Genomic DNA, 15849 nt, shown 5'->3' on the forward strand with positions numbered 1-15849 from the left:
CATTTCTATTTTTTAAACTTCTCCTATTTTATCGGCCAGATCATTAATCACATTCGGGCCTTCATATACCAATTCTACCAGCTCTACACTTTTATTATTCATTTTCAGAATTTTGAAGTGATAGTTTTCCAGGTCGAATTCATCATTTTCTTCAGGAATATCTTCCAGTGCATGCAGAATAAATCCTGCCAGTGAATTGTATTCGCTTTCTTCGGAAAGAGGCAGTTTTTAGGCAAATGCTCATTAATCTCGTCCAGCGGCTGTGTCGCCTGAACCCAATAAATATTATCACCCATTTTATCTACCAGCTTGTCTTCATCATCCTCTTCATCCTGAATTTCTCCTACAAGCTCTTCCAGAATGTCCTCCAGGGTTATAATACCTTCTGTTCCTCCGAATTCATCAATAACAATCGCAAGGTGCTGTTTTTTCTGCTGGAAAATCTTAAGGAGATCTGAGATCTTTTTGCTTCCGACTACAAAGAATGCATCACGCATCAGTTCTTTCAGGTCTTCATGATTAAGCTCTCCTTTTCTTTTAACAAATTCCCTGATGATCTCTTTTGTATAAAGAACTCCAATTATATTATCGATAGAATCAAGATATACAGGAATACGGGAATAACCGCTATCCATGATCTTGTTGATAATCTCATTGATATCTTCTTCAAAGTCAATAGACGTGATATTCTGTCTTGGAACCATGATCTGCTTGGCCGAATGATCTGTAAAATCAAATGCATTCTTGATAATCTCATAGTTCTCTTCTTCAATTTCACCGCTGTCCGCACTTTGTTTTACCAAAAGCTGGAGCTCTTCTGTAGAGTGAATTTCCTGTTCTGAAGCCGGATGTATTTTTACCAATCTTAAGAAAGTATTGGACATCAGGTTCATCAACCAGATAAAAGGCTTGAAGATCGTATAAAAAACTCTTAACGGCACTGCTGTAGCCATTGTAGTTGATTCAGATTTTCTAATTGCAATTGATTTTGGGATAAGCTCTCCGAATACGATATGCATAACCGTAATCAATACAAAACTGGTCACCACTGAAATGGTGGTAATGGTTGTTTGGGTTAAATCCACATTCAGAGAATGGAAGATACTTTCAACCACATGATGCAGGGCACTTTCCCCTACCCATCCCAATGCAAGGGATGCCAGTGTAATACCAAGCTGTGTGGCGGAAAGGTACTCATCAAGATGCTTGATAATGTGCTCTGCCTGTTTCGCCATAGAGTTACCTTCGGCGGCTTTTAACTGGATTTGTGAATAACGAACTTTAACAATTGAAAATTCTGCGGCTACGAAAAAGCCATTTAGTAAAACAAGAAATAAGGCTAGCAAAAGCCTGACTATGTCCGAGTCCATTTAGAAATTGTATAATATTTTAGTTTACAAAGATAGATAAAATATAAATAACAAAAAAAGCATCGAGAATATCGATGCTTTAATATTATGTTAAAATAATTCTTTTACGAATTTTTCAAGGCTTCTGCTCCTGAAACGATCTCAAGGATTTCGTTTGTAATAGCAGCCTGTCTTGCCTTGTTGTAGAAGATCACAAGATCATTCTTTAGGGCCTGGGCGTTGTCTGTAGCTTTGTGCATGGCAGTCATTCTCGCTCCGTGCTCTGATGCAACAGAATCTAAAACCGCTTTGAAAACCTGAGTTTTGATTGCTTTAGGAATCAAATTGTCAAGGATTTCGTTTCTGTTCGGCTCGAAGATATAATCTGTTTCTACCTGAGTTTCTTCGGCTTTTTCGGCCATAGAAATCGGAAGAAGCTGTTCGGCAGTTACTTCTTGGGTAGCAGCATTCACAAATTTGTTGTAGATCAGATAAACTTCATCAAATTTTCCTTCTCTAAAGCTGGTCATTACTCCTTCAGTAACATGTGCTACTGTATCAAAGTTTAAATTGTCAAAAACAGCACTTTCGTTGGAATATACTGTACGGGTTCTTCTTACCGCATCAAAAGCCTTTTTACCGATGGTAAGAACTTCAATTTCGTATTGAGAATTATCTCTGAACTGATTGTTAAGCTCTTTCACAATCGATGAGTTAAAAGCTCCTGCAAGACCTCTGTTTGAAGTAACAGCGATGAAAAGGATTCTTTTCACTTCTCTTTTTGAGCATAAACAGAAACCTGATCAGGATCAGAGCTAGAATTTACATTCTGGATGATTTCCTGCAGTTTTTCAGAATAAGGTCTCAGCATTACGATTGCATCCTGTGCTTTTTAAGCTTCGCAGCGGAAACCATTTTCATAGCACGGGTAATTTGCATCGTAGATGAAATTGAACTAATTCTGCCTCGTATTTCTTTTAAGTTTGCCATTAATTTGGGTTCAAAGTGTATGGTCTAAAGTTTAAGGTCCGGAAGGGATTCCAAACCTTAAACCATGAAGATTTTAGTTATATTTAGAAGCTAAATCGTTAGCTGCCTGCTTAAGAACGTTTGTAATATCGTTATCGATTTTACCAGCTTTAATAGCCGCCATTGTATCAGGGTGCTTAGATCTTAAGAACTCGATATATTCTACCTGGAATTCTTTTACTTTTCTGATAGGAACGTTTCTTAAAAGGTTCTCTGTTCCTGCATAGATCATAGCTACCTGGCTGTCTACCGGAAGTGGAGAGTTTACCGGCTGCTTAAGGATCTCAACGTTTCTTTCTCCTTTAGAGATTACTGCTAAAGTAGAAGCATCAAGGTCGGAACCGAACTTAGCGAACGCTTCCAATTCTTTATACTGAGCCTGGTCTAATTTAAGGGTACCAGATACTTTTTTCATTGATTTGATCTGAGCGTTACCTCCTACTCTGGATACAGAGATCCCTACGTTGATTGCAGGACGAACCCCTGAGTTGAATAGATCTGATTCAAGGAAGATCTGTCCGTCTGTAATAGAGATTACGTTGGTTGGAATATACGCAGAAACGTCACCAGCCTGAGTTTCGATAATCGGAAGGGCAGTTAATGAACCTCCTCCTTTTACGATTGGCTTTAGAGAATCCGGTAAGTCGTTCATCTGGCTCGCGATCTGGTCGTCAGCAATTACTTTTGCTGCTCTTTCCAATAGTCTTGAGTGAAGATAGAAAACGTCTCCAGGGTAAGCTTCACGGCCCGGTGGTCTTCTCAATAGAAGAGAAAGCTCACGGTAAGCAACCGCTTGTTTAGATAAATCATCATAAACGATCAATGCCGGTCTACCAGTGTCTCTGAAGAACTCACCGATAGATGCGCCCGCCATTGCAGAATATACCTGCATTGGAACCGGATCCGAAGCGTTAGCCGCAACGATTACAGTGTATGCTAAAGCACCTTTATCAGAAAGGGTTTTAACGATTTGTGCTACGGTAGAAGCTTTCTGACCGATTGCAACATATATACAATATACAGGCTTACCTGCATCAAAGAATTCTTTCTGGTTGATGATCGTATCGATCGCAACAGTAGTTTTACCTGTCTGTCTGTCACCAATGATAAGCTCTCTCTGACCTCTTCCTACAGGGATCATAGAGTCGATGGCAACGATACCTGTTTGTAAAGGCTCAGTTACCGGCTGTCTGAAGATAACTCCAGGAGCTTTTCTTTCCAATGGCATTTCGTATAAATCCCCAGTAATAGGACCTTTACCATCGATAGGATTACCAAGAGTATCTACTACTCTTCCTAACATACCTTCTCCTACTTTGATAGAAGAGATTCTGTTTGTTCTTCTTACTGTATCTCCTTCTTTTACTAATTTACTTTCACCAAGTAGAGCAACACCTACGTTGTCTTCTTCAAGGTTAAGTACAATACCTTCTACATCACTAGAAAATTTCACCAACTCTCCGTATTGTACGTTTTCTAACCCGTATACACGAGCAATACCATCACCGATGGTTAAAACTGTACCTACTTCCTCAACGTTGGATTGAGTGTCGAAGTTGGCCAATTGCTGTTTTAAGATCGCAGATACTTCTGCCGGATTTATTTCTGCCATTGTATGGTTGTTTTTTCTTTAATTTAACTGAAAGTCTTTTTTAACTTGGTTTAGCTTGGTCTTTACAGACGCATCTACCTGCTGATCTCCTACTCTTAAAATGTATCCTCCTAAAATTTCAGGCTTTACATTTAGGTTCAGATCAAAGTTTGAACCTGCTTTTACCAGATTGGTAGATCTCAGGATCTGATCAATGTTTTCTTTGGAAAGCTGAGTCGCTGTTGTAAGAGTTACTCTCTGTACCCCGTTGATATCCTCTACTTTATTGATAAATTCCTGAGCGATATTTTTCAACTGGCTCTCACGTCCATGCTTGATCACTAATCTGATTAGGTTTTGTGAAGAAGCTGAAAAACCTTTAAAAATTTCGTTTGCTGCCTCTATTTTCTTTTTGGAATCTATGTAAGGCGTAAGGAAAAATTTGTTCAAATCCTTAGATTCAGACATGATCTTCACTACATCTTTCATTTCAGAAAATACAGCAGCGGTCTGACCTGATTCATTGGTGAAATCAATCAGTCCCTGTGCGTATCTTTTAGCTACTTTAGATGTAAGCATTCTTAGTTAAGGTTTGATTTGTTTAGATAATTTTGAACTAATTCGTTTTGAGCTTCGTTGTTATCCAACTTCTGCTTAAGGATAGATTCAGCGATGTTTACAGATAAAGCACCGATTTGAGTTTTGATGTCTGCCATAGCAGCATTCTTCTCAGTCTGGATAGTTTGCTTAGCCGCTGCAATCATTTTGTCTCCTTCGTTTTTAGCAGCATCTTTAGCCTCACCTACGATTCTATCTTTAATTTCTCTGGCTTCTTTAAGGATAGCATCTCTTTCGATTTTAGCTTCACGAATAATTCTTTCGTTATCAGCTTTAAGCTCTTCCATTTCTTTTTTAGCCAATTTAGCCTGATTTAATGCATCAACGATAGAAGTCTCTCTTTCATTAACCGCATTAACGATTGGTTTCCAAGCAAATTTTGCAAGAAGAAATAATAGGATAACAAATGTAAGAGTCATCCAAAACAAAAGTCCAATTCCAGGTTCTATAATTCCCATATCTGTAGATTCTTTTTTAAGTGTTATTTTATGGATTGTTTTTAAAATTCTTAGCAGCAGCCAACCGCTTTACTGCTAAGAATGTTTTTTGAGGATAATTACTTGATGAAAGCACCAAAGATAATCGCGATAAGACCAGCACCTTCGATAAGACCAGCAGCAATAAGCATTGCTCCTTGAATCTTACCAGCTTGCTCAGGCTGTCTAGCGATAGCATCCATTGCATGACCTCCGATTTTTCCGATACCAAGACCTACTCCTAGTACTGCTAAACCGATACCTACGTAAATTAATCCTGCTCCAGTTGATAAATCCATAATAAATAAATTATATTAGTTAAAAATTATTTTTCTTTTTTTAATTAGTGAGCATGCTCTTCATGACCATGTTCGTGCTCGTGTTCTGCAACAGCAATACCAATAAACAATGCTGACAATACAGTAAAAATATATGCTTGTAATGCAGCAACTAATAATTCCAATACAGAAACAAATAATGCCAACGGTACAGATGCAAATCCTAAGAACGGAGATTTAAAAATGAATATTAGTGAAATAATCGCTAAGATCATAATGTGTCCAGCAGTAACGTTAGCGAAAAGTCGCATCATTAAAGCGAAAGGCTTTGTAAAGACTCCGATAATCTCGATTGGAACCATGATAGGATACAATAAGATCGGAACTGGCGGCATAAAGATGTGCTTCCAATAATCTTTATTAGCACTGAATAATGTAATTAATAATGTAATGATTGCTAAAACAGCAGTAATTGCAATGTTACCTGTAAGGTTTGCTCCGAACGGAAAGAAAGGAATCAATCCGAATAAGTTATTAAACCAAATAAAGAAGAATGCAGTTAATAAATAAGGCATATATCTTTTATACTTAACAGACCCAATATTTGGGATTGCCACTTCATCTCTAATGAATACAATTACCGGCTCTAGTAATCTACCTGCACCTTTTGGTAATTGAGATTTCTTGTAGTTTCTTGCCATTCCTATGAAAATTACCGCCATAAAAATTACTGACAAAAACATTGAAGCTGCATTTTTAGTAATTGAAAGATCAAAGAATACTTCATTTGACTTCTGTTTCCCACTAATGATTGAGAATAATGTTGCTTTTTGTACTCCTTTAGTAGAAACTACCTGTCCTTCTTCTAAAGTATACCCGTCATGTTCGTGACCGTGAGCTATACTGCTTGAAAGGAAAGTATGCCATCCTTCATTATCTTTAATAATTACTGGTAATGGAACAGATATGTGATGTTCTTCCCCGTTATCATCTTTTGTAGTCCATAAATGCCATTCGTTTGAATCACCAATGTGTTCCATGATCATTTTGGTCGCATTGAAGCTCTCTCCGGCTTCTTTGTTCTCTACTTTTTCAGCTGACTTCTCACCTTCAGATTCATGTTGTGCACTAGCCAAACTGCCAATAAACACAAATAAAAATGCGAAAAATAATGAAGAAATTTTTCTGTTCATATCTCTTTTTTAATCGTGTGCAAATATATCGATTTTATTAAACTTTACCAATATTAAAAATTGATTTTTATCATCAAAAAAATCAAGACTTGTTAATGAGTTTTATTATGGGTATATATATAAGTAGAGATGCGGCTATAAAGCATATCACTATAAAGAGAAAGTTCTCCTTTGTTTTATCAATTATCATTAAAGAAATTATAAGCCAAATGATATCCTTAAATATATTTATTACTAAAAACTTCATTCCGGCATCTGCTTTACCATAAATATTCTTTTTAAATATTATATATACAATAATATTTAATATTAAAATCAATAATATGATAATTAATCTATCCATTAAATTCATTTTGCAAAAATAGAACTATAATTTTTATACAAACAAATCTCTATATCTTATATATAATATAATAGTAAAAAATTCCTTATTTTTGCAAACCTATAATTTACAATAAATATGTTTAATAGTTTACAGGATAAATTAGACAAGGCTCTACATAATATTTCCGGCCGCGGAAAAATCACAGAGATCAACGTAGCGGAAACCGTAAAGGAAATCCGTAGAGCGCTGGTAGATGCTGACGTTAACTATAAAGTTGCAAAAGATCTTACGAAAAGAGTTCAGGATAAAGCTTTAGGACAGAACGTTCTTACTTCTCTTACTCCGGGACAGTTGATGACGAAAATCGTTCATGACGAATTGGTAGATCTTATGGGAGGTTCTCAGGAAGGAATCAATCTTTCGGGAAAACCTACCGTAATTCTTATTGCAGGTCTTCAGGGTTCGGGTAAGACAACTTTTTCCGGAAAACTTGCCAATTATTTAAAAACAAAAAGAAGCAAAAAACCTTTATTGGTTGCCTGTGACGTTTATCGTCCTGCAGCAATTGACCAGCTTAAGGTATTGGGTGGCCAGATCGGGGTTCCGGTATTTACAGAAGAAGGCTCAACCAATCCTTCTACTATTGCTGAAAATGCCATTAATTTTGCAAAAGCCAACGGTCATGATGTCGTAATCGTCGATACGGCGGGACGTCTTGCTATTGATGAGCAGATGATGAACGAGATCAAATCTGTACATTACTTTATCAAGCCTCATGAAACTTTATTTGTGGTAGATTCCATGACGGGTCAGGATGCTGTAAACACGGCAAAGGCATTCAACGATGCATTAAACTTTGACGGTGTTGTCCTTACTAAACTAGACGGTGATACAAGAGGGGTGCTGCTTTAACGATCCGTTCTGTTGTTGAAAAACCAATTAAATTTATCTCTACCGGTGAGAAAATGGAAGCTTTGGATCTTTTCTACCCAGAAAGGATGGCCGACAGGATCTTAGGAATGGGAGATGTTGTTTCCCTTGTAGAAAGAGCTCAGGAGCAGTTTGATGAGGAAGAAGCTAAAAAACTACATAAAAAAATTGCTAAAAACGAATTCGGTTTTGATGATTTCCTGAAGCAGATTAACCAGATCAAAAAGATGGGTAATATGAAAGACCTTATGGGGATGATTCCGGGAGTTGGAAAGGCAATCAAAGACGTTGAGATCAGTGACGATGCTTTCAAACATATTGAAGCCATCATCTACTCTATGACGCCTGACGAAAGAAGAAGACCTTCTATTATCAATACTCAGAGAAAACAGAGAATTGCAAAAGGAGCAGGAAGAAAGATTGAAGATGTGAATCAGCTGATGAAGCAGTTTGAGCAGATGGGCAAAATGATGAAGATGATGCAGGGACCTCAGGGAAAACAAATGATGCAGATGATGAGCAAAATGCCAAATATGCCAGGCATGGGCGGAATGATGGGGAAATAAGCAAGCTTAAAAGAAAAAGACATAAAAAAAACTCTCAGAAATTTCTGAGAGTTTTTTATTTTTTTATTTGAATTTATATCCTAATCCGATCTGGAAGAAATTCATTTTCAGTTTTTCGTCGTTTACAGGATGTTTGATCATATTCGTTAGTCCGAAGCTGTAGCGGGCATCTACAAATAATCCTTTGTATACATTATAATCAGCCCCTAAAACCAAGCCGAATTCAGAAGACTTAAGATTATCATCAAAATTCTTTTCAAGGAATTGTTCGCCTTCACTGATGGCTTGTTGATTGGCCATTCCTCCTGATACGTCAATATTTACTTTCGTGTTTGTTCTGAAGCTTACAAAAGGTCCTGCATACACTCCAAGTTCAGGAGTAGCATAATATCTTGCCGTTACAGGAATTACAATTCTGTTGAAATTGAACTTTTCTGTAACCGTAATTCCCATTGTTGAAACTTCAACCTTTCCACCCAGATTTGCATACTGAACTTCTCCCTGTACAGCAAATTTATTGTTGAACTGATGCTCTACCAAAGCCCCTACGTAGAAGCCTGATTTGGATTTTAATCCTCCGCTTACGCCTTCAAATGCATCAAGATCGTCATTTGAGTTCAGTTTTGATAAAGCATAGCCTGCTTTTACACCGAATTTTGTTTGCGCATTCATTCCTGCACAAAAAGCAAGTGCCGATGCCAATAAGATTTTTTTCATGGTTATTGATTTAAAATTGTTTTTAAAGATAAAAAAAGCCCTAAAATAATTAGGGCTTCTATGTTTACAAATGCTTTGTTAATTACTTAGCAAATACATATTTAACTCCGAAAGTTACAGAAGATAAGTTTAATCCGAACTTGTAGTTGTTTACGCTCTTAGCTCCATCAACGTCTAATTTAGAAGTGTTGTATCCAAATTCACCGATAGTAGCTTCAATGCTCCAGTTTTTGTTTAAGAAATAATCTAAACCTGGCTTAACGTTTACACCGATTGAAGTGTAGTTAGCTTTGTCAGAAGTAGATGCAGTATTCGTAGTTGATCCTAATGTAGTAGTTGTAGTAGCTTCGTCTTTAATTTGTCCGAATTCCATTGGAACTTCCAATTGACCGAAGATATATAATTTATCAGCTAAAGTCCAATATTTTCTTACGAAAGGAGCAACAACAAATGCAGATTGAGTACTTTTAGTTTCAGAAACAAAGCTACCTCCCGCAATTGATCCGGTTGTAGTTTTAGTTACTTTATCACTTGCATAACCTACTCCTAAACCTACAGCAAGGTTAGTACCTACAAAATAACCAGCAGTTGGAACGATTCTGAAGCTTTCCACTTTAGTATCATTGTTATTGTTTTCTTCCTGAGAATAACCAACTTGTCCTGAAAGATATGCAGTACCTTTTGCGATCTGTGCATTAGATAAACCAAAAAGTGCAACAGCACCCGCTAATAATAATTTTTTCATTTTTAAAAAATTTTAATACTTTCTGAGGGCAAATTTACAGTGGGTATTGCTAATATTAAAATTTGTTAATGTGATTAATATCATTGATCAATATTGGCTTTTTACAGGAATAAAACGTAATAATAGTAGTGTTTTGATTTTTTCACAATTTTATGAATAAAAACATTACAATTTACTAATCGGAGGCTGATATAGTTAATTTTTTTAATTTTTCAATTTTCTTTAAATCACATGCTTTTTCGCAATAAACATCAATAATTAAGACGTTAAGCCGTTAATATTTAACACATTAGTCTTAATATTAAGCCAATTTTTATATTTTAAAGACAGTTTTTTCTTTTACCCAAAATATACTTCAATATATATAAATAAAAACTCCGGCTTAAAAGCCGGAGTTCTGAATTATTTTCTACTTTTTCTTATTTAATGAAGAAATTGTATCCTAGATTAATAGCACCTACGTTCCAGTTGGCTCTATACCAACCGTAGTCACGTTTGTTGCTGATCGTCTGATACCCTAAATAAAGCTCACCTGTAGCCATCTGGTAACCAAACTTAGGTTGTGCGTAGAAACCACCGTCTACCCCATCTTTTACAGAAATTCCGTATCCAAGGTCTAATCCTACAAAGATAGGTGCTCCAGAAAATTTATATTTTCCGGAAACCGCTACAGGAATAAATCCAAAATCATCGAAATGATCTTTTCCAAAGAAATGAGAATATCCTGTTGCTACCCCAAGGTCAAGCCCTTTTGTAATATTCCACATATAAGCAGCATCTACTCCTAATGTAAATGAAGAGGCATCGCTGGCATCTCCTACCGGAACACCGATATGACCACCCAGTTTAAAACCTTCCTGCGCCTGTGCAGCACCGCCCAGCAGCGCAAAAGCACCTAGTAAAAATAACTTTTTCATTTTTTAAATAGTTTGATTGATGCCACAAAATTACTAATTATTTTTATTATTAACTTAAAATTAACAGCAGAGGTTCATCCACAACTAAAAGAAGCGGGCCAAAATTTGGCCCGCTTCCTATTTTTACAAGTTCTGAAAGATTAGTTTCCTCCGAATTTGAAGCCAACACCTACCTGAAAGAAGCTGTTAGTCAGTTTCCCGTCTCCGGAATCTTTAGCTAAGTTAGAAACTCCCATGTTGTATCTGGCGTCAAAAAACAAACCGTTTTCCAAAGCATACTCAGCACCTAGGAAAGGAGCAATATTTAGAGTATTCACCTGGTCTTTAATGTCTCTCTCATCATCTGCAGAAATTTCGAATCCAGGAATCATTCCCAAACCAAGATCTGCTACCGTTTTTGTTTTTGCAGAAATGATAAGTCCGAAACTTGCTCCGGCAGAAACTGATAAACCTTCAGTAATAAAGTATTTAGCAGAAACAGGAATCAAAATAGTTCCGAAAGTGGTCTTATTCTTAATATTAAAGAATGTACCTGCTTCATCCTCATCCTCTACTCTTTCAGTGATTTTACCTCCCAGCGGCGAGTATAAAACCTCCCCTGAAGAGCAAATTTATCACTTAGTTTATGCTCTACCAAAGCACCTACATAGAAAGTGTGTGAAGGATCTGTGTTTTCAGAATTTCCGTTGTCTTTAAATTTTAAAGTTGAAAGTGAGTAACCAGCTTTAGCTCCAAATCTTGTTTCTTGAGCGCTCAGATTAGCGCCAACTACAGCCGCTGCTGCAATCAGTAAAAATTTTTTCATGATTATTTTTTAGTATTCGGTGGCAAAACTAAGCTTTTTTTAAAACACCAAATAGTGGCTAAAATATTATCACAAATAATCAACGATAAATGCAAAAATTTAACAACAACAAATTCAGGTAAATTAATCTTTCAGCCTTTTATCTTCTTCATTGTAGGCCAGAATAATCTTTTTCACCACAGGATGCCTTACAACATCTTCTTCTGTAAGATGGACAAAACCAATTTCTTTAACGTCTCTGAGGATTCTCATAGCTTCCTTCAATCCGGATTGCTGTTTCGGCGGCAAATCGATTTGGGTAGGGTCTCCGGTGATGATGAATTTAGCATTCATCCCCATCCTTGTCAGGAACATCTTCATTTGGGCATGAGTCGTATTCTGGGCTTCATCCAGAATTACAAAGGCATCATCCAGTGTACGTCCTCTCATAAAAGCCAGCGGAGCCACTTCAATTACTTTTTTCTCCATAAATCCTTCCAGCTTCTCATGAGGAATCATATCCCTTAATGCGTCATATAACGGCTGCAAATACGGATCCAGCTTTTCTTTCAGGTCTCCCGGCAGGAACCCAAGGCTCTCCCCTGCTTCTACAGCGGGCCTGGTCAGGATAATTCTTTTTACCTGCTTATCTCTCAAAGCTCTTGCTGCCAATGCCACACTGGTATAGGTTTTTCCGGTTCCCGCAGGCCCGATGGCAAAAACCATATCCTTTTTCTCGGTCTCTTTTACCAGCTTTTTAAGATTGGTAGTCTTCGCTTTGATGATCTTTCCATTAACGCCTTTTACAATAATATCCTGATCAAAAATCAATTGTTTTTCATTCTCATCCTTGATATTCAGAACATTTTCAACATCCTTTAAAGCGATAGAATTATTTTCAGAGATAAATTTTACAAGGTTATCCAGTTTTTGTTTTAATATATCCAAAGCTTCCTGATTGCCCATTGCAAAGATAAAATGGTCTCTTCCAGTGATCTTAAGCGTAGGAAAGCTTGATTTTAATAAGTTGAAATATTGGTTATTAACGCCATAGAAGGTCTTTACATCGATGTCCTCCAAATCATATGTCAATTCAAACATGCAGTATTTTATTTTTATTAGATTTTAAAATTAAAGCTTTTTTTCAAATTTATATCAATTCTTTTCTACAATCTTTTGGGGCTTTCTTTATATTTTAAATAACTTTGCAGGAAACACTATTTATTCTATCACAATCCATGTCGATTATTACCCTTACTTCGGATTTCGGAAATTTAGATTACAGAGTTGCAGCTGTAAAAGGCAAAATCCTGTCTCTAAATCCTAAGGTTAATATTATTGATATTAGCCATGATATACAGGCTTTCAACCTCATACAGACTTCATACATAGTACGGAATGCCTACAAATATTTTCCAAAAGGAACCATTCATATTCTTTCTGTAGACAGTTTTTACAACAGATCGAGAAAAAATATCCTGTACAAGGCAGACGGTTCTTATTTTTTAGCAGCAGACAACGGACTTTTAAGTCTTATCTTTTTTGACATAAAGCCGGAAGCCATATACGAAATTACCTTAAACAACCGCTTCGATGATGTGATCAATTTCACTTCCACTGATGTTTTTGTGCCTGCAGCAGTACATCTGGCGAATGGCGGGCTTCCTGAAGTGATCGGAAGGAAAATAGACACCTCCAAACAGCTCCTGTTCCCTAAGCCGGTCTTCAATGAATCTGAAAAAATGATCATTGGTGAAGTAACGTATATTGATAATTTCGGAAATATAATCTCAAATATCAGCAAAGATTTCTTCGAAAGCAGTGGTAAAGGAAATGAAGGTTTCACCATAAAATTCAGAAATTTAACACTTTCAAGGGTATATTCCAGCCATACGGAAGTGGTTTCGGACTGGGACAGGGAAACGGAATTTCACGGGCAATCGGCAGCAATCTTCAATGACAGTCAGCTTTTGGAGCTAACGATCTATAAAGGGAGTAAAAAAAACGGGGCAAAAAGCCTGTTTGGACTCAATGTAGGCGAGAATATCTACGTTGAATTTGTCTAAAATTATATATTTCATAAAAAAACCGATTTTTTTATATATTTGTCAAAATCTAAAAATTAAAAATGGCAGAATACAAATTATTGCTTCCTTCCATGGGAGAAGGTGTTATGGAAGCGACAATTATCACTTGGTTATTCAATGAAGGTGATAATGTAAAAGAGGATGATTCCGTAGTAGAAATTGCAACAGATAAGGTAGATTCAGACGTTCCGACACCAGTTTCGGGGAAAATTGTAAAAATCCTGAAACAGAAGGACGAAGTTGCTAAAGTTGGTGAAGCCATTGCTATTTTAGAAATTGAAGGAGAAGGCGGAAATACAGCTTCAGAAGAAGTAACAACAGAAGCTCCGGCAGCCACTCCTGATCCGGAAACTTTAAAAACTATCGAGCAGCCGTTACAGGCCACTCCTTCCCATGTAGAATTTTCAGGTGACCTTTACCTGTCGCCACTTGTAAAATCAATTGCACAGCAGGAAAACATTTCCGAATCTGAGCTTAAGACAATTAAAGGAAGTGGTTTAGAAGGAAGAATTACAAAAGAAGATATATTAGGCTACGTTTCCAACAGAGGAAATCAGCCGGCTCAGCAGACAGCCCCTGTACAAACTGCAGCTCCGGCAGCACCACAGGCTGTGGCTTCAGCTCCGGTTTCCACAGTTCCTGTAGCAGCAGGTGATGAGATCATTCCAATGGACAGAATGAGAAAAATCATTGCTGAAAACATGGTAAAAGCAAAACAGATTGCTCCTCATGTTACTTCTTTCATTGAAACAGACGTTACCAATGTTGTAAAATGGAGAAATAAGCATAAAGATATTTTTGAGAAACGTGAAGGAGAAAAACTGACTTTCATGCCGATTTTCGTGAAGGCTGTAGTGAAAGCTATCCAGGATTTCCCAATGATCAATGTTTCCATCAGCGGAGAGAATATCATCAAAAAGAAAAATATCAATATCGGTATGGCAACTGCTTTACCTGATGGAAACCTTATCGTTCCTGTCATCAAGAATGCTGACCAGCTGTCACTTTCAGGTTTGGCAAAAGCCATTAACGATTTGGCTTACAGAGCAAGAAACAAGAAATTAAGACCTGAAGACACTCAGGGAGCTACTTATACGATCTCCAACGTAGGAAGTTTTGGAAACCTGATGGGTACGCCTATTATTCCTCAGCCTCAGGTAGCTATTTTAGCAATCGGAGCGATCGTTAAGAAGCCTGCAGTTCTTGAAACCAAAGACGGAGATGTCATTGCTATCCGCCAGCTGATGTTCATGTCTCACTCTTATGACCACAGAGTAGTAGACGGATCTTTAGGAGGAATGATGCTGAAGCATGTTCACGATTATCTTCAGAACTGGGATCTGAATACAGAAATTTAATATAGGATGACTGATAAGTGACCATTAAAAAATAGATAGAGCTTATCAAAACATCTTACAATACAAAACCTTCGATTTTTTCGGAGGTTTTTTTCTATTAAAAGATTATCTGTACATTTGAGTCAATTACGAAACTAACCATAAAACACAATAATCTTAAATAAACATCACAACCCATCTTAAAATATGAAAGAAGTAACTTTAATTGCAATTATTTCACTATGCATCATCATAGCCACCTATTTTATCGAATTTATCATAGGATTTTTCAACATTAATGATATCATGTACGTATACCGTATTTGTGGTGTAATAAGTCTTCTGGGCTATGTCGGCATCTTGCCTTTCTTTATTAAGCTTTATCAAAAACAGCGATAATGGATCAGGAATTAAGAGAACTTTTCGAGATCAAAGAAGATGAAAAAATATTGGTTTCAAAAGAGAAACCGGATATAGTAAAACATATTCTTATCCGTCTTGGAATATTAATAGCCGGTACCATTGGTTTTATTATAGTAATACTTAATGCCAACGGCTGGGATGTTTTAGGTTACCTGATATTTATGTTTGGATTTCATGCATTATGGCTTGTCTGTATTCTTATTGAATCGTTCATCCTGCATATCAACAAAAAATACATTCTCAGGAATACCAATTTGATATTTACTGCAGCTATGCTGGTTCTTTATTGTATAGGATATATTACGGTGTTCAACCCTCAGTTTTAATCAATATCAACATGAATATAAAAGCTTCCTCAAAAGGGAAGCTTTTTATTTAGTGACAAATATGGAAGATTCTCTCAATAATAATTTAAAACTGACGTTGAAATTTCTTTAATCACTTCAAAAATCTGTAACATTTTATAACAAATACGAACTAACGA

At 36.7% G+C, this 15849-nt stretch carries 14 protein-coding genes and 3 pseudogenes; 4 read left to right on the plus strand and 13 right to left on the minus strand.

The window, feature by feature from the left end:
• Positions 1–12: 12 nt before the first annotated feature.
• The 7 genes and pseudogenes from N4G44_RS10645 to atpB form a co-directional block, all read right to left on the minus strand.
• Positions 13–1370 (minus strand): annotated as a pseudogene (locus N4G44_RS10645) (hemolysin family protein).
• A gap of 104 nt (positions 1371–1474) precedes the next feature.
• Positions 1475–2339: pseudogene (gene atpG, locus N4G44_RS10650) on the minus strand (ATP synthase F1 subunit gamma).
• 73 nt (positions 2340–2412) lie between these two features.
• The gene (atpA, locus tag N4G44_RS10655) at positions 2413–3990 is read right to left on the minus strand and encodes a F0F1 ATP synthase subunit alpha (protein WP_429934196.1); all 1578 of its coding nucleotides are present in this window, start codon (positions 3988–3990) and stop codon (positions 2413–2415) included.
• 18 nt (positions 3991–4008) lie between these two features.
• On the minus strand, positions 4009–4548 hold the full coding sequence (gene atpH / locus N4G44_RS10660) for an ATP synthase F1 subunit delta (RefSeq protein WP_474926670.1): 540 nt from the start codon (positions 4546–4548) through the stop codon (positions 4009–4011).
• A gap of 2 nt (positions 4549–4550) precedes the next feature.
• On the minus strand, positions 4551–5045 hold the full coding sequence (locus N4G44_RS10665; RefSeq protein WP_474926672.1) for a F0F1 ATP synthase subunit B: 495 nt from the start codon (positions 5043–5045) through the stop codon (positions 4551–4553).
• A gap of 98 nt (positions 5046–5143) precedes the next feature.
• Positions 5144–5362, minus strand: a complete 219-nt coding sequence (locus N4G44_RS10670; protein ID WP_007844726.1) for an ATP synthase F0 subunit C — start codon at positions 5360–5362, stop codon at positions 5144–5146.
• Positions 5363–5406: 44 nt separating this feature from the next.
• The gene (atpB, locus tag N4G44_RS10675; protein WP_474926675.1) at positions 5407–6534 is read right to left on the minus strand and encodes a F0F1 ATP synthase subunit A; all 1128 of its coding nucleotides are present in this window, start codon (positions 6532–6534) and stop codon (positions 5407–5409) included.
• Positions 6535–6994: 460 nt separating this feature from the next.
• Between atpB and ffh the strand changes: the two are divergent.
• Positions 6995–8355 (plus strand): annotated as a pseudogene (ffh, locus tag N4G44_RS10680) (signal recognition particle protein).
• A gap of 63 nt (positions 8356–8418) precedes the next feature.
• Here the strand turns inward: ffh and N4G44_RS10685 are convergent.
• From N4G44_RS10685 to N4G44_RS10710, 6 genes are all read right to left on the minus strand, one after another.
• Positions 8419–9072: a porin family protein gene (locus N4G44_RS10685; RefSeq protein ID WP_474926676.1), complete on the minus strand. Its 654-nt coding sequence runs from the start codon at positions 9070–9072 to the stop codon at positions 8419–8421.
• Between the two features lie 82 nt (positions 9073–9154).
• Entirely contained in the window at positions 9155–9817 is a 663-nt protein-coding gene (locus N4G44_RS10690) for an outer membrane beta-barrel protein (protein WP_474926678.1), read from the minus strand.
• Positions 9818–10236: 419 nt separating this feature from the next.
• Positions 10237–10734, minus strand: a complete 498-nt coding sequence (locus N4G44_RS10695) for a hypothetical protein (protein WP_474926679.1) — start codon at positions 10732–10734, stop codon at positions 10237–10239.
• 140 nt (positions 10735–10874) lie between these two features.
• Positions 10875–11345, minus strand: a complete 471-nt coding sequence (locus N4G44_RS10700; protein ID WP_474928324.1) for an outer membrane beta-barrel protein — start codon at positions 11343–11345, stop codon at positions 10875–10877.
• Positions 11285–11539, minus strand: a complete 255-nt coding sequence (locus N4G44_RS10705) for a hypothetical protein (RefSeq protein WP_474926680.1) — start codon at positions 11537–11539, stop codon at positions 11285–11287. The genes N4G44_RS10700 and N4G44_RS10705 overlap by 61 nt, the downstream gene beginning before the upstream one ends.
• A gap of 123 nt (positions 11540–11662) precedes the next feature.
• Complete coding sequence (locus N4G44_RS10710; RefSeq protein WP_073059485.1) at positions 11663–12619, minus strand: PhoH family protein; 957 nt, start codon at positions 12617–12619, stop codon at positions 11663–11665.
• A gap of 137 nt (positions 12620–12756) precedes the next feature.
• Here N4G44_RS10710 and N4G44_RS10715 point away from each other — a divergent pair, with 137 nt between their 5' ends.
• The 3 genes from N4G44_RS10715 to N4G44_RS10725 all read left to right on the plus strand — a co-directional run bounded on the left by N4G44_RS10715 (position 12757) and on the right by N4G44_RS10725 (position 15691).
• Positions 12757–13584 (plus strand): SAM hydrolase/SAM-dependent halogenase family protein, encoded by an 828-nt coding sequence (locus N4G44_RS10715; RefSeq protein ID WP_260544540.1) that lies wholly within the window; start codon positions 12757–12759, stop codon positions 13582–13584.
• A 62-nt stretch (positions 13585–13646) separates the two neighbouring features.
• Positions 13647–14963 (plus strand): dihydrolipoamide acetyltransferase family protein, encoded by a 1317-nt coding sequence (locus tag N4G44_RS10720; RefSeq protein WP_474926683.1) that lies wholly within the window; start codon positions 13647–13649, stop codon positions 14961–14963.
• A 377-nt stretch (positions 14964–15340) separates the two neighbouring features.
• Positions 15341–15691: a hypothetical protein gene (locus N4G44_RS10725; protein WP_474926684.1), complete on the plus strand. Its 351-nt coding sequence runs from the start codon at positions 15341–15343 to the stop codon at positions 15689–15691.
• Positions 15692–15849: the final 158 nt, after the last annotated feature.

Source organism: Chryseobacterium sp. GTID13 (assembly GCF_056172655.1).

Coding starts and splice junctions, on each gene's coding strand:
- atpA (WP_429934196.1), bottom strand. CDS start 3,990: ATGGCAGAAATAAATCCGGCAGAAGTATCTGCGATCTTAAAACAGCAA.
- atpH (WP_474926670.1), bottom strand. CDS start 4,548: ATGCTTACATCTAAAGTAGCTAAAAGATACGCACAGGGACTGATTGAT.
- N4G44_RS10665 (WP_474926672.1), bottom strand. CDS start 5,045: ATGGGAATTATAGAACCTGGAATTGGACTTTTGTTTTGGATGACTCTT.
- N4G44_RS10670 (WP_007844726.1), bottom strand. CDS start 5,362: ATGGATTTATCAACTGGAGCAGGATTAATTTACGTAGGTATCGGTTTA.
- atpB (WP_474926675.1), bottom strand. CDS start 6,534: ATGAACAGAAAAATTTCTTCATTATTTTTCGCATTTTTATTTGTGTTT.
- N4G44_RS10685 (WP_474926676.1), bottom strand. CDS start 9,072: ATGAAAAAAATCTTATTGGCATCGGCACTTGCTTTTTGTGCAGGAATG.
- N4G44_RS10690 (WP_474926678.1), bottom strand. CDS start 9,817: ATGAAAAAATTATTATTAGCGGGTGCTGTTGCACTTTTTGGTTTATCT.
- N4G44_RS10695 (WP_474926679.1), bottom strand. CDS start 10,734: ATGAAAAAGTTATTTTTACTAGGTGCTTTTGCGCTGCTGGGCGGTGCT.
- N4G44_RS10705 (WP_474926680.1), bottom strand. CDS start 11,539: ATGAAAAAATTTTTACTGATTGCAGCAGCGGCTGTAGTTGGCGCTAAT.
- N4G44_RS10710 (WP_073059485.1), bottom strand. CDS start 12,619: ATGTTTGAATTGACATATGATTTGGAGGACATCGATGTAAAGACCTTC.
- N4G44_RS10715 (WP_260544540.1), top strand. CDS start 12,757: ATGTCGATTATTACCCTTACTTCGGATTTCGGAAATTTAGATTACAGA.
- N4G44_RS10720 (WP_474926683.1), top strand. CDS start 13,647: ATGGCAGAATACAAATTATTGCTTCCTTCCATGGGAGAAGGTGTTATG.
- N4G44_RS10725 (WP_474926684.1), top strand. CDS start 15,341: ATGGATCAGGAATTAAGAGAACTTTTCGAGATCAAAGAAGATGAAAAA.